This window comes from Streptomonospora halophila (assembly GCF_039542725.1).
Classification (GTDB): Bacteria; Actinomycetota; Actinomycetes; order Streptosporangiales; family Streptosporangiaceae; genus Streptomonospora; species Streptomonospora halophila.
Map to the genome: position 1 here is coordinate 17,978 of NZ_BAABIK010000027.1, position 13,841 is coordinate 31,818.

The window sequence follows — 13,841 nt, forward strand, 5'->3', positions numbered from 1 at the left end:
GGCCACTACCGGCCACCGGGCGGGGCTTGACGCGACGCTGTGCGGCGGCCGGCCGCGCGGGCTCAGTCGAGCAGGCCGGCCAGCAGCGGGTCGACGGTGACCGCGCAGAAGAGCAGCGCGAGATAGGCGTTGGACAGGTGGAAGAAGCCCATCGTCGACAGCTTCGGCCCCGTCACGCCGGCGCGCACCCGCGCCAGCAGCCGGTGGGCCTGCACGAGCAGCACCGCTCCCAGCGCCAGCGCGACCAGCGCGTAGAACGGCGTGGTGTCGGCGACCGGCCACAGGAGCAGGGAGGTCACGACCGTCGCCCAGCTGTAGAGCACGCACTCCAGCATGACGCGCTGCTCGGTGGCCACGACGGGCAGCATCGGGACCTTGGCGGCGGCGTAGTCCTCGCGGTAGCGCATCGCCAGCGCCCAGGTGTGCGGCGGCGTCCAGAAGAACACCACCAGGAACAGCACGAACGGCGCCCAGTCCAACCGGTCGGTGATCGCACTCCAGCCGATCAGCACCGGCATGCAGCCGGCGATGCCGCCCCACACGACGTTCTGCGCGGTGCGCCGCTTGAGCAGCATCGTGTAGACGAAGATGTAGAACAGGATCGCGAACGCCGACAGTGCCGCCGAGAGCAGGTTCACGAGCAGCGCGAACCCCGCGGTGGAGCCCACCGCCAGCGCCAGCCCGTATACGAGCGCGCCGAGCGGCGTCACCCGGGCCATCGCCACCGGGCGCCGCCGGGTGCGGCGCATCTCCTGGTCGATGTCGCGGTCGATGAAGCAGTTGATCGCGTTGGCGCTGGCCGCCGACATGGTGCCGAAGACCAGGGTGGCCAGCGCGGTGCCCAGCGGGGGCACCCCCGACGCGGCCACGAACATCACGGGGATGGTGGTTATCAGCAGCAGCTCGATGACCCGCGGCTTGGACAGGGCGACGTAGGCGCGCACGTGGGCCAGCAGGGAGGCACCCGGCGAGGGGCGGCCGGCGGGCTCGCCGGGCGCGTCGGCGGCCGTTCCGTCCGCCGACTCGTGCGCGGGAGGCTCGGAGAGCGCCATCAGTACCACCGCACGGCGGATGCCGCCCCGGGCACCGCGGATTCGGGGGACTTCGGCACTCCGGACACTGACACGCTCTACCTCAACGGAACTCAGGGGTCTGCTCTGCTCGCCACAGCGGGGCCCGTCCGTACCGGCGGTGGCAGCGCGCCGAGGACGACCCCGTCAACGACATACTGTAGTACTTCCCCCGGGCGCACCTCGCCGGGGTCCCCCGCCGGTCGCTCCGGAGCGCGGCCCATTGCCGGGCGCCGCCGCCGCGGTGGCAGGGTCGCACACACCGGGGTGCCGCGCACAGCCGCCGCGCGGGCCCGCCCCGCACGGCCGCCAGGAGGGGCCCGGCGCGATGAGACGTGTCGGACATAGGCCATCCCGACAGGGAACGATAGGCTCGCACACGGTCGCACGTGTCACCCCGGCGGGCACCCCGGTCCCGGCCCGGGCCCCGGTCCGCCGCCGGCGCTGGCGGCCCGGCGGCCCCCCTCCCACGGCACCCGTGCGCCGGCACCCGCGGGATTTCAGGCCACCGCGACCCTGGACAACCCCACATTCACCATCCCGGGCGGCGCGCGCCCGGGTTCTGCTGAATGCGCGAAAGGAGCCCTGAGCCCGCGTGAACATCGACACCTCCAAGTCCCTTGAGTGGTCGGAACCGGACCGGCGCGCAGTGGACGCGGTCCGCGCCCTCGCGATGGACGCCGTCGAGGAGGCGGGCTCCGGCCACCCCGGCACCGCGATGAGCCTCGCTCCGGCGGCCTACCTGCTCTTCCAGAAGATCATGCGGCACGACCCCGCCGACCCCTCCTGGGTCGGCCGCGACCGCTTCGTCCTCTCCTGCGGCCACTCCAGCCTCACGCTCTACATCCAGCTCTACCTGGCCGGCTACGGGCTCGGCCTGGACGAGCTGAAGCGCCTGCGGCAGTGGGACAGCCTCACGCCCGGCCACCCCGAGGTCGGCCACACACCGGGGGTCGAGACCACCACCGGCCCGCTCGGGCAGGGCATCGGCAACGCCGTGGGCATGGCCATGGCCGCCCGCCGCGAGCGCGGGCTGTTCGACCCCGCCTCAGCGCCCGGCGACAGCATCTTCGACCACTTCGTCTACGCCATCTGCTCCGACGGCGACGTGCAGGAGGGCGTGAGCCACGAGGCCGGCGCGCTGGCGGGCACCCAGAAGCTGGGCAACCTCGTGCTCATCTACGACGACAACCACATCTCCATCGAGGACGACACCCAGATCGCGTTCTCCGAGGACGTCGCGGCCCGCTACGAGGCCTACGGCTGGCACGTGCAGGAGGTCGACTGGACCGCCGGCGGCGCCTACAAGGAGGACGTGGAGGCGCTGCACCGGGCGATCACGGCCGCCCAGGCCGAGACCGAGCGGCCCTCGTTCATCCGGCTGCGCACCATCATCGGCTGGCCCTCGCCCAACAAGCAGAACACCGGCGCAATCCACGGCGCGGCGATGGGCGCCGAGGAGGTGGCCGCCACAAAGCGCGAGCTGGGCCTCGACCCGGCGGCCTCCTTCGACGTGCCCGAGGACGTGCTGTCCCACACCCGCCGGGCGGTGGAGCGGGGGCGCGCCGACCACGCGGAGTGGACGTCCGCCTTCGCGGCCTGGCACGGCTCCGCCGGTGAGCGGGCCGAGCTGTTCGACCGGCTCCACGCCGGCCGGCTGCCCGAGGGCTGGGAGAAGGCCCTACCGGTCTTCGACGCCGACGAGAAGGGCGTGGCCACCCGCAAGGCCAGCGGCGAGGTGCTCAGCGCCGTCGCTCCGGTGCTGCCCGAGCTGTGGGGCGGGTCGGCCGACCTGGCCGGCTCCAACAACACCACCCCCAAGGGCGAGCCGTCGTTCATCCCGGAGGAGTACTCCACCAAGGCGTTCTCGGGCAACCGGTTCGGCCGGGTGCTGCACTTCGGCATCCGGGAGCACGGCATGGGCTCCATCCTCAACGGCATCGCGCTGCACGGGCCCACCCGGCCCTACGGCGGCACGTTCCTGGTCTTCAGCGACTACATGCGCCCGGCGGTGCGGCTGGCGGCGCTGATGGGCCTGCCGGTGACCTACGTCTGGACCCACGACTCGATCGGGCTGGGCGAGGACGGCCCCACCCACCAGCCGGTGGAGCACCTGTGGGCGCTGCGGGCCATCCCCGGCCTGGACGTGGTGCGCCCGGCCGACGCCAACGAGACGGCGGTGGCCTGGCGGTCGATCCTGGCCAAGGGCGAGCGCCCCACCGCGCTCGCGCTGACCCGCCAGAACGTGCCGACCCTGGACCGCGAGCGCTACGCCCCGGCCGAGAACGCCGCCAAGGGCGGCTACGTCCTGGCCGAGGCCGGCAGCGGCAGCCCTGAGGCGCTGATCATCGCCACGGGCAGCGAGGTCGCCGTCGCGCTGGACGCCCGCGAGCGCCTTGAGGAGGCCGGCACGCCCACCCGTGTCGTGTCGATGCCCAGCGTCGAGTGGTTCCGGGCCCAGGACACCGCCTACCGCAACAGCGTCCTGCCGCCGTCGGTGCAGGCGCGCGTCTCGGTCGAGGCCGGTATCGCGCTGGGCTGGCACGAGTTCATCGGTCCCGCGGGCGAGGCCGTGAGCCTGGAGCACTTCGGCGCCTCCGCGCCCTACGGAACCCTTTACGAGCAGTTCGGTCTGACGGCTGACCGGGTAGTGGCCGCGGTACACGCCAGCGTCGCCAAGCTCGGCGGCGAGCAGGGCTCGACGACCGGGAACTGATCGGGAATCGATAAGGCGGGCGGGGACTTCTTGGGAAGGGCGGCACGGACCGGGTGTCCGGGGCCCGCACCCGGGAGCCCGCCCCCGCGCCGCCCGCGGTGGTCCGGCGGAGGCCGGACCACCGCGGGCAGACGACAAGTCAACAAGGAATCCGTGACGCGCAGCCCGTGACGCGCAGCGTCGCCTCCCGGGGCGGCGGCGGGTGACAGGGAAAACCCGTGACGCGCAGCGTCGCCTCCCGGGGCGGCGGCGGGTGACGGGCGGGACAGCTACGAGGAAGAGCGAAGTCATGACGAACCCGCTTCAGACACTGTCCGCCGAAGGCGTGGCCGTCTGGCTGGACGACATCAGCCGCGAACGGCTGCGCTCCGGCAACCTGCAGAAGCTCATCAGCGAACGCAGCCTGGTCGGGGTCACCTCCAACCCGACCATCTTCGACAAGGCCCTCAAGGAGAGCGACGCCTACGACGACCAGCTGCGCGACCTCGCGCGGCGCAAGGTGTCGATCGACGAGGCGGTCCGCGCGATCACCGGGTACGACATCCGCTGGGCCGCCGACATCCTGCGCCCGACCTACGAGTCCACCGGCCGCATCGACGGCCGCGTCTCGCTGGAGGTCGACCCGCGCATGGCCCTCGACACCGAGCGGACCGTGGCCGAGGCCCGGGCCCTGTGGTGGCTGGTGGACCGGCCCAACGTGTTCATCAAGATCCCGGCCACGGCCGAGGGCCTGCCCGCGATCACGCGCGCGCTGGCCGAGGGCGTGAACGTCAACGTCACGCTAATCTTCTCGCTGGACCGCTACCGCGGCGTCATGGACGCGTTCATGGCCGGGCTGGAGCAGGCCCGCGAGAACGGCCACGACGTCTCGCGCATCCAGTCGGTCGCGTCCTTCTTCGTCAGCCGGGTCGACGCCGAGGTCGACAAGCGGCTGGAGAAGATCGGCACCGACGAGGCCGAGGCGCTGAAGGGCCGCGCCGCCATCGCCAACGCGCGCCTGGCCTACGAGGCCTACGAGGAGGCCTTCGCCACCGACCGCTGGAAGGCCCTGGCCGCGGCCGGAGCCACGCCGCAGCGTCCGCTGTGGGCCTCCACGGGCGTCAAGGACCCCGCCTACGACGACACCCGCTACGTCGCCCAACTGGTGGCGCCGGGCACCGTCAACACGATGCCCGAGCAGACCCTGGAGGCCACGGCCGACCACGCCGACATCACCGGCGACACCGTGCGCGGCAACTACGAGCAGGCGCGCGCGGACCTGGCGGGCCTCAAGGCCCTGGGGATCGACTACGACGACGTCACCGCGACGCTGGAGGACGAGGGCGTCGACAAGTTCGCCAAGTCCTGGGAGGGCCTGCTCGGCCGGGTCTCCGAGCAGCTCGACCGGCACAGCTGATCCCGCGTCCGGCGGCCTGGGCCGCCGGATGCAGCCGGACGCCGCCCTCGGCGGCCCCAGCGGGTGCGCGCACCGCGTGCCCGCCGGTCGCCTGGGCGCGGGCGAGACGCACGGCGGGGCGAGACGACGGGCCCGGCGCCGCGGCCCCGGCTCCGGCCCCGGGGGCCGGATTGGGCGGCGGCGCACAGCCACTACGACGACACAGGAGTCGACGGTGAAAGAACCGGTGATGCCGGGAGCGATCCCGAACCCGTTGCGCAGTGAACTGGACCGCCGCCTGCCACGCATCGCCGGGCCGAGCGTTCTGGTGCTGTTCGGGGTCACGGGCGACCTCGCCCGCAAGAAGCTGCTCCCGGCCATCTACGACCTGGCCAACCGCGGCATGCTGCCGCCCGGCTTCGGTCTCGTGGGCTTCGCCCGCCGCGACTGGGCCGACCAGGACTTCGCCGCCGAGGCGCACCAGGCGGTGCGGGAGAACGCGCGCACGCCGTTCCGGGAGGACGTGTGGCGCCAGCTCAGCGAGGGCCTGCGGTTCGTCGCCGGCGAGCTGCACGACGACGCCGCGTTCGACGAGCTCGCCCGCACCGTGCGGCAGCTCGACGCCGACCGCGGCACCGGCGGCAACTACGCGTTCTACCTGTCGCTGCCGCCCAAGCTCTTCCCCACGGTGGTCAAGCAGCTCAAGCGCTCGAACCTGGCCGAGTCCGAGGGGGCCGCCTGGCGGCGGGTGGTCATCGAGAAGCCCTTCGGCCACGACCTGCAGAGTGCGCGCGAGCTCAATGCGGTGGTCGACGACGTGTTCCCGCCGCACTCGGTCTTCCGCATCGACCACTACCTGGGCAAGGAGACCGTCCAGAACATCATGGCGCTGCGGTTCGCCAACACGCTCTTCGAGCCGCTGTGGAACCGCAACTACGTCGACCACGTGCAGATCACCATGGCCGAGGACATCGGCGTGGGCGGCCGGGCCGGCTACTACGACGGCATCGGCGCGGCCCGCGACGTGATCCAGAACCACCTGCTGCAGCTGCTGGCGCTGGTGGCGATGGAGGAGCCGGTGACCTTCAGCGCCGACGCGATCCGCGCCGAGAAGGAGAAGGTCCTCTCGGCGGTGGAGCTGCCCTCCGACCTGGAATCGGGCACCGCGCGCGGCCAGTACGCGCCGGGCTGGCAGGGCGGCGAGCACGTGGAGGGCTACCTCGCCGAGGAGGGCATCCCCGACGACTCGGCCACCGAGACCTACGCGGCGATGAAGCTGGGTGTCGGCAGCCGCCGGTGGGCGGGGGTGCCGTTCTACCTGCGCACCGGCAAGCGCCTGGGCCGCCGGGTGACCGAGGTGGCGCTGGTGTTCCAGCGGGCGCCGCACCAGGTGTTCAACTCCACCGACGTCGAGGACCTGGGGCAGAACGCGCTGGTGCTGCGCATCCAGCCGGACGAGGGCGTGACCCTGCGGTTCGGGTCGAAGGTGCCCGGCGCGGCGATGGAGGTCCGCGACGTCACGATGGACTTCGCCTACGGCCAGTCCTTCACCGAGTCCAGCCCCGAGGCCTACGAGCGCCTCATCCTCGACGTCCTGATCGGCGACCCGCCGCTGTTCCCGCGCCAGGAGGAGGTCGAGCTGTCCTGGCGGATCCTCGACCCCGTCGAGGAGTTCTGGGCCAAGCAGGGCCAGCCCGAGCAGTACGAGTCCGGCAGCTGGGGCCCGCGGTCCGGCCACGAGCTGCTGGCACGCGACGGCCGGCAGTGGAGGCGGCCGTGACCGCGGCGCTCGTTCTCAGGACCACCGCGGCCCCCCGGCCACTCCTTCGCACGCCCCTGGGGAGGCGAACCCGATGACGCTGTATCTGCCGCGTACCACCACCTCCGAGATCACCGAGGCGCTGACGGCCGAGCGGCACAGCATCGGCGGCGGCGCGCTGAACATGGTGCTGACGCTGATCGTGGTGACCGACGAGGCCGACCACTACGACGCCGTGCGCGCCGCCACCGAGGCCGGACGCGAGCACCCCTCGCGCATCCTCGCGCTGATCCGGCGCGATCCGGGAGCCGAGCCCTCCATCGACGCCGAGATCCGCCGGCCCGGCACCTCCGGTCCCGGCGAGGCGATCCTGCTGCGCCTGTACGGCGCTCTCGGCGACCACCCGGGGTCGGTGGTGACGCCGCTGCTGGTGCCCGACTCCCCCGTGGTCGCCTGGTGGCCGGGGGTCGGCCCCCAGCACCCGGCCGGCGACCCGGTGGGGCGGCTGGCGCACCGGCGCATCACCGACGCGCTGCGCGCCGCCGATCCGGTCGGCGACCTGCTCGGCCGCATCCGCAACTACGAGCCGGGCGATACCGATCTGACCTGGACCCGGCTGACGCCCTGGCGCTCGCTGCTGGCGAGCACCATGGACCAGCCCGTCGGCTGGGTGGAGTCGGCCGAGGTCACCGGCGAGCCCGACTACCCCAGCGCCGACCTGCTGGCGGCCTGGCTGTCGGACCAGCTGCAGGTGCGTGTGGAGCGGGGGCACTCCGACGGGCCGGGCATCACCGGCGCGCGGCTGACCACCGAGCAGGGCGACATCTCGCTGCAGCGCAAGGACGGGCGGGTCGCCACGCTCGCGCGCTTCGACCAGCCCGTGCAGTCGGTGGCGCTGGCCCGGCGGCGGGCCTCGGAGTCGCTGGCCGAGGAGCTGCGCCGGCTCGACGCCGACGAGATCTACGAGCGCACGGCCAAGCACATGGCCGCGTTGCTCGACCGCCAGGAGGAGCCGGCGTGAGCGGCCCGACGGCGGTGGTGCACCGCGACTCCTCGGCGCTGGCGAAGGCCACGGCGGCGCGCATCGCGACGGTGCTGGTCGACGCGCAGTCGGCGCGCGGTTCGGCCTCGATCGTGCTGACCGGCGGCGGCATCGGCGTGGCCGTGCTGGCCGAACTGGCCCGCGCGCCCGTCCGCGACGCCGTGGACTGGCGCCGCCTAGACGTGTGGTGGGGCGACGAGCGGTTCCTGCCCGACGGCGACTCCGAGCGCAACGAGACACAGGCGCGCTCGGCCCTGCTCGACCACGTTGCGGCGGACCCCGAGCGCGTGCACGCGATGCCGCCCTCCGACGGGCCGGACGGCGCCGACCCCGAGTACGCGGCCGAGCGCTACGCCGCGGCGCTGGCCCGCGCCGCCCGGCCGGAGGACCACGGCCCGGTGCCGACCTTCGACGTGTGCCTGCTGGGCATCGGCCCCGACTCCCACGTCGCCTCGCTGTTTCCCGAACAGCCGGCGCTGTACGAGGACGAGCGCTCGGTGGTGGCGGTGCGGGGCGCGCCCAAGCCGCCGCCCACGCGGATCTCGCTGACCTTCCCCGCCATCCGCGCGGCCCGGGAGGTGTGGGTGCTGGCCTCGGGCGAGGGCAAGGCCGACGCCGTGCGCCTGGCCCTCAGCGGCGCCGGCCCCACCCAGGTCCCGGCGGCGGGCGCGCGGGGGCGTTCGCGCACGCTGTTCCTGCTCGACCGCGACGCGGCGGCCCGGCTGCCCGAGGAGTTCGCCGCGCCCGGCCAGATGTAGCCGCCGGCCGGGCCGCGGAACGGGTCGGCGCCCGGCCCCCTGCTCCGGGGGCGCGGGCGCCGACGCGGCGAGAGGAGGGGTCACTCGCCTCCGGTGGCGTCCTTCACCTCCGACATCCAGCGCTTGGACGCCTGCTCGGGGGTGATGTCGCCGAACATCAGGTCCTCGTTGATGCGCATGGTGATGTCGACGACGTCGCCCGCGCCGATGGGCGGCGGCGGGACGGCGCCTGCGACGTCGTCCTCGATGTCGGCCAGGAAGTCCGCACTCTCCTGGTCGGCCTCGGGCAGCTCGCTCATCAGCTGCTCGCGCAGCTCGGTGTTGGCGGGCAGGCCGCGGTCGGCCAGGATCAGCTCGCCGGCCCTCTTGTCGTTGAGCAGGAAGTCCACGAACATCGCGGCCTCCTCCGGATGCTCGCTCGCGGCCGAGACCGAGTAGTGCATCGCGGGCTTGAAGAAGGTGCCGGCCTGGGCGCTGGCGCTTTCACCGGGGAAGCGCAGCAGTTCCAGGTCGCGTCCGGAGGTCTCCTCCATCGTGCCGAGCTGGTTGGTCCAGAAGGCGGCCATGGCGCCGGAGTTGGTGGCCAGCACCGACTGGTCGGGGCCGCCCGCCTCCAGCTCCACGCTCTTGGCGGCGCTGGGGGCGCCGTTCTCCTCGTGGACGCGCACCATGTGCTCCCAGTACTCGGTCATGGTGGCCTGGTCGAAGTTGAGCGCGCCGCTCTTGTCGTAGAGCGACTGCTCGCGCTGGCGGGCGTAGATCTGGAAGCTGTTCTCGTTGAAGCCGATGTCCTGGGTGCCGACGATGTCGCCGCCGGACTTCTCGCTGATCTCGGCGGAGATGTCGACCCAGTCCTGCCAGGTCCAGGTCTCGTCGTCGGGCATCTCGACACCGGCCTCCTCGAAGGCCTGCGGGTCGGCCATGATCGTGAAGGCGTTGACACCCGTGGGCACCCCGTAGAGGCTGCCGTCCAGCTTGCCGCCGCCCATGACAAGCTTGTCCAGCTTGGAGGTGTCGAGCTGGTCGCCGACCTCGTTGAGGTCCAGCAGCGCGCCGCGGTCGCCGTACTCGCGCAGGTAGCGCTCCTCCATGGTGATGACGTCGGGGGCGTCGTTGGCCGCGGTGTTGGTGGCCAGCCGGTCCCAGTAGCTGTCCCAGTCGGTGTACTCGCCGGTGACCTCGATGTCGGGGTGGGCCTTCTCGAAGCGCTTGATCACCTCTTGGGTGGTCTCGTGCCGATCGTCGGCGCCCCACCAGGAGAAGCGCAGTTCGACCTTCTCGTCGCCGGAGCCGCCTCCCCCGCAGGCGGTCGCGGCAAGTCGGATCGTAGCCATGTCGTTCTGTGAGCCAAGGAGTTGACTGCCTGTTTTGTCTTCCTAAGACCGCTTGGCCTCCGACTTCCAGGTAGCGCTGCCCGGCGAGGAAGAATCCGAAGATCGGGCCGAGCGCGATCGCCGACATCGCGAAGAGGGGGCCCCAGGAGGTCTGGCTCTGGGAGTCCACGAACGTACGCAACGCGATGGGGACGGTGTACATCTCGGGGTCGGTCAGAAAGATCAGCTGGCTGAAGAAGTCGTTCCAGGTCCAGATGAAGGTGAAAATCGCTGTGGTCGCCAGCGCGGGCGTGGACAGCGGCAGCACGATGCGCAGGAAGATTCGCACGTGCCCGCACCCGTCGATGCGGGCGGCCTCGTCCAGGTCGCGCGGGAGTCCGCGGATGAACTGCACCATCAGGAAGATGAAGAACGCGTCGGTGGCCAGCAGCTTCGGCACGATCAGCGGGTAGAACGTGTTGATCCAGTCCAGGTTGGCGAACAGGATGTACTGCGGCACGATCACCACGTGGATGGGCAGCATGATCGTCATCAGCATGATCGAGAAGAACAGCCGCTTGCCCTTGAACTCCAGCCGCGCGAAGGCGTAGGCCGCCATCGAGCAGGCCAGCAGGTTGCCGGCGATCGAGCCCGCCACCACGATCAGCGAGTTCCAGATGTAGTGGTGGAAGGGGAACTGCAGCGCCGTCCAGCCCTCGGTGTAGTTCCCCGGCACGAGGGTGTCGGGGATCAGGCCGGGGTCGCTGAAGATGTCCGCGGTCGGCTTGAACGAGCTGGAGACCATCCACAGCAGCGGGTAGAGCATGACCAGCCCGAAGCCGATCAGCCCGAGATGGACGAAGAAGCGCCGGCGGCGCTCGCCGCGCTTGTCGGCCGCGCGTGCGGCGGACGTCTTAGTCACCATAGAAGACCCAGTACTTGGAGGCGAGGAAGTTCACGGCGGTGAACCCGGCGATGATCACCAGCAGCAGCCAGGCCATGGCCGAGGCGTAGCCCATGTCGAAGGAGCCGAAGCCGGTGTCGTACAGGTAGAGCGTGTAGAACAGCGTCGAGTCGGAGGGGCCGCCGGTCCCGCCGCTGACGACGAAGGCCTGGGTGAAGGTCTGGAACGCGTTGATCATCTGCAGCACCAGGTTGAAGAAGATGATCGGCGTGAGCAGGGGCACGGTCACCGAGAAGAACTGGCGCAGCCGGCTGGCCCCGTCGACCGCGGCGGCCTCGTAGTACATGCGCGGGATCTGGCGCAGCCCGGCCAGGAAGATCACCATGGGTGCGCCGAACGTCCACACGTTCAGCACGATGAGGGTGCTGAGCGCGTAGTCGGGGTGGGAGACCCAGCCGACGCCGTCGATGCCGAAGAAGGCGAGCAGCTGGTTGACCAGGCCGTCGGCGCCGAACACCCGGCGCCACAGGATGGCGATGGCCACGCTGCTGCCCAGCAGCGAGGGCAGGTAGTACACCGACCGGTAGATCGGCAGACCGCGCACGCCCCGGTCCAGGACCATCGCCAGCGCCAGCGCCATGGCCAGCTGCAGCGGCACGGAGACGAACACGTAGACGAAGGTCACCCCGAGCGAGGTGTGCAGCCGCTCGTCGGTGAGCATCCGGGCGTAGTTCTCCAGGCCCACCCACTCGGCGTCGCCGATGAGGCTGTAGTCGGTGAACGAGAAGTACAGCGATGCCAGGATCGGGCCGATGGTGATGAAGATCAGCCCGGCGAACCACGGGGTCAGGAAGAGGTAGGCGGCCAGGCTGTCGCTGCTGCGCCGCCGGCCGCGCCGGGGCCGCCGGCCCGCCGCCTCGGGCGCGCCGGCGGGCGCCTCCGCACGGGGTTCGGCGCGCTCGCGGGTCGCCCCCATCACGCGGTCTCATCCCCGCGGACGCCGACACGGCACCGTCCGCGGGCGCGCGGTCCGGCAGGTCGTCGAGTGTGCATGGGCTCCACCGTCCTCAATCAGCCCGGGAAGCAGGTGTGCGGAACCGGCGGCTGGGGCTGCCGGGGCGGCGCTCCAGCCGGCCGTTCCGGTTCGGTGTGTATTGGTAAGCGCTATCCAATTGCGGATGAACGGTTTTTAACACCCCTGCAGTACGCCGTCAATGATGCGGGGTGGCCGCGGAGCCGCCCGCGGGCGCCGGAACGCGCTCCGATACCCGGGTTCACCTGGAACAAAATACCGAGATCGACTGTGGCCCGCTTCACGGCAAGCACTGGACCGGTACCGCACCGTGTCCCGATCGTTGCACGATCGCACTGGCGGCCACCCGCCCCCGGGGCGAGCCGCTCGGCGGTGCGCGTCGGAGGGCGCGCACCGGCGCGACCGGCGATTTCGCGAGGAACGGCCGCCGCCGGCGTCTATGCGGAGGCCGCCCTGGACCGACTTTGGGAAAGCGTTTACCGTTGTGCCGTGAGCGACCCCACGACCAACACAGCCCCGTCCGCCCCCCGCGCCGAGCGGCGCCGGTTCGCCGTCGTCGGCACCGGCTCGCGCGCGCGGATGTACACCGCTGCCCTCGTCTCCACCCACACCGGCGTCGCCCGGCTGGTTGCGCTGTGCGACACCAACCACACCCGCATGGCCGCGCACAACGCCCTCGCCGAGGAGCACGGCCACGAGCCGGTGCCCGCCTACCCCGCCGCGGACTTCGCCGCCATGCTCCGCAAGGAGCGCGTGCAGGAGGTCGTGGTCTGCACGGTGGACCGAACCCACGCCGACTACATCTGCGCGGCTCTGGAGGCGGGCTGCGACGTCGTCACCGAGAAGCCGATGACCGCCGACATCGAGGGCTGCCGGCGCATCGTCGAGACCCAGCGCCGCACCGGGGGGCGCGTCAACGTCGCCTTCAACTACCGGTTCAACCCCGTGCACGCGAAGCTTCGCAGCCTGCTGGCCGAGGGCGCCGTCGGCGATATCGGGTCGGTGCACTTCGAGTGGCTGCTGGACCTGCGCCACGGCGCCGACTACTTCCGCCGGTGGCACCGCGAGAAGCACAACTCCGGCGGCCTGCTGGTGCACAAGTCCAGCCACCACTTCGACCTGGTCAACTGGTGGATCGACAGCGCGCCGACCGAGGTGTTCGCCTGGGGCGACCTGTTCTTCTACGGCGACGAGAACGGGCGCAGGCGCGGCCTGGGCGCCGACTACGAGCGCGCGCACGGGTCGGCCGGCGCCGCCGACGACCCCTTCGCCCTGCACATGGCCGACAGTGAGGCGATGCGCCGGCTGTACCTGGAGGCCGAGCACGAGGACGGCTACCGGCGCGACCGCAACGTCTTCGGCACCGGGATCACCATCGAGGACGACATGTCGGTGCTGGTGCGCTACGCCTCGGGCGCCAAGCTCAGCTACCACCTCGCGGCCTATTCGCCCTGGGAGGGCTACCGCGTCGCCATCACCGGCAGCGGAGGACGGCTGGAGCTCGACGTCACGGAGAGCCCGTACACCGAGCCGGGAAGCACCGGCGACGTCCCGGTGCGCGGGATGCCCGCGCCCAAGGAGAGCACCGTCTCGCGGCTGGTCCTGCGGCGGCACTGGCGCGCGCCCGAGGAGATCGACGTCGCGGTCGGCGAAGGCTCGCACGGCGGCGGCGACGTGCGCATGCTCGACACGCTCTTCGGCGCCTCGGGCGTGCAGCCGCGGCCCACGCACACCGACGGCACCAACGCGCTGATGACCGGCCTGGCAGCGAACGAGTCGATCCGCACCGGGCGGCCCGTGGACGTGGCGGCGCTGCTCGCCGGCGGCTGCTGACCGCGGGCGGATCCGGCACCGGCAGGCCCCTCTCCGGG

The 13,841-nt window shown here is 71.9% G+C and carries 8 protein-coding genes; 6 read left to right on the plus strand and 2 right to left on the minus strand.

Annotated features, from left to right (window positions below; translation table 11 throughout):
- Positions 1–62: 62 nt before the first annotated feature.
- A complete protein-coding gene (locus ABEA15_RS20125; RefSeq protein WP_345558235.1) occupies positions 63–1,052 on the minus strand; it encodes a heme o synthase in 990 nt (329 codons plus the stop codon).
- A 613-nt stretch (positions 1,053–1,665) separates the two neighbouring features.
- Between ABEA15_RS20125 and tkt the strand changes: the two genes are divergently transcribed.
- From tkt to pgl, 5 genes are all read left to right on the plus strand, one after another.
- The gene (gene tkt, locus ABEA15_RS20130; RefSeq protein ID WP_345558237.1) at positions 1,666–3,786 is read left to right on the plus strand and encodes a transketolase; all 2,121 of its coding nucleotides are present in this window, start codon (positions 1,666–1,668) and stop codon (positions 3,784–3,786) included.
- 289 nt (positions 3,787–4,075) lie between these two features.
- Positions 4,076–5,182, plus strand: coding sequence for a transaldolase (gene tal / locus ABEA15_RS20135; protein WP_344144121.1), 1,107 nt, complete (start codon positions 4,076–4,078; stop codon positions 5,180–5,182).
- Between the two features lie 229 nt (positions 5,183–5,411).
- Positions 5,412–6,941, plus strand: a complete 1,530-nt coding sequence (gene zwf / locus ABEA15_RS20140; protein ID WP_345558294.1) for a glucose-6-phosphate dehydrogenase — start codon at positions 5,412–5,414, stop codon at positions 6,939–6,941.
- A gap of 73 nt (positions 6,942–7,014) precedes the next feature.
- A complete protein-coding gene (locus ABEA15_RS20145; RefSeq protein WP_344144119.1) occupies positions 7,015–7,941 on the plus strand; it encodes a glucose-6-phosphate dehydrogenase assembly protein OpcA in 927 nt (308 codons plus the stop codon).
- Positions 7,938–8,720 carry a 6-phosphogluconolactonase gene (gene pgl, locus ABEA15_RS20150; protein ID WP_344144116.1) on the plus strand — a complete coding sequence of 261 codons (783 nt, stop codon included), beginning with the start codon at positions 7,938–7,940 and terminating at the stop codon, positions 8,718–8,720. The genes ABEA15_RS20145 and pgl overlap by 4 nt, the downstream gene beginning before the upstream one ends.
- A gap of 2,227 nt (positions 8,721–10,947) precedes the next feature.
- Here the strand turns inward: pgl and ABEA15_RS20165 are convergent.
- The gene (locus ABEA15_RS20165) at positions 10,948–11,913 is read right to left on the minus strand and encodes a carbohydrate ABC transporter permease (RefSeq protein WP_345558242.1); all 966 of its coding nucleotides are present in this window, start codon (positions 11,911–11,913) and stop codon (positions 10,948–10,950) included.
- Positions 11,914–12,549: 636 nt separating this feature from the next.
- Between ABEA15_RS20165 and ABEA15_RS20170 the strand changes: the two genes are divergently transcribed.
- Complete coding sequence (locus ABEA15_RS20170; RefSeq protein ID WP_425579418.1) at positions 12,550–13,803, plus strand: Gfo/Idh/MocA family protein; 1,254 nt, start codon at positions 12,550–12,552, stop codon at positions 13,801–13,803.
- The last annotated feature ends 38 nt before the right edge of the window (positions 13,804–13,841 follow it).

What these genes read in the sequence shown, in the direction of transcription:
- ABEA15_RS20125 (WP_345558235.1), bottom strand. Translation starts at nt 1,052, where the DNA reads ATGGCGCTCTCCGAGCCTCCCGCGCACGAGTCGGCGGACGGAACGGCC.
- ABEA15_RS20170 (WP_425579418.1), top strand. Translation starts at nt 12,550, where the DNA reads ATGTACACCGCTGCCCTCGTCTCCACCCACACCGGCGTCGCCCGGCTG.
- ABEA15_RS20145 (WP_344144119.1), top strand. Translation starts at nt 7,015, where the DNA reads ATGACGCTGTATCTGCCGCGTACCACCACCTCCGAGATCACCGAGGCG.
- zwf (WP_345558294.1), top strand. Translation starts at nt 5,412, where the DNA reads ATGCCGGGAGCGATCCCGAACCCGTTGCGCAGTGAACTGGACCGCCGC.
- ABEA15_RS20165 (WP_345558242.1), bottom strand. Translation starts at nt 11,913, where the DNA reads ATGGGGGCGACCCGCGAGCGCGCCGAACCCCGTGCGGAGGCGCCCGCC.
- tal (WP_344144121.1), top strand. Translation starts at nt 4,076, where the DNA reads ATGACGAACCCGCTTCAGACACTGTCCGCCGAAGGCGTGGCCGTCTGG.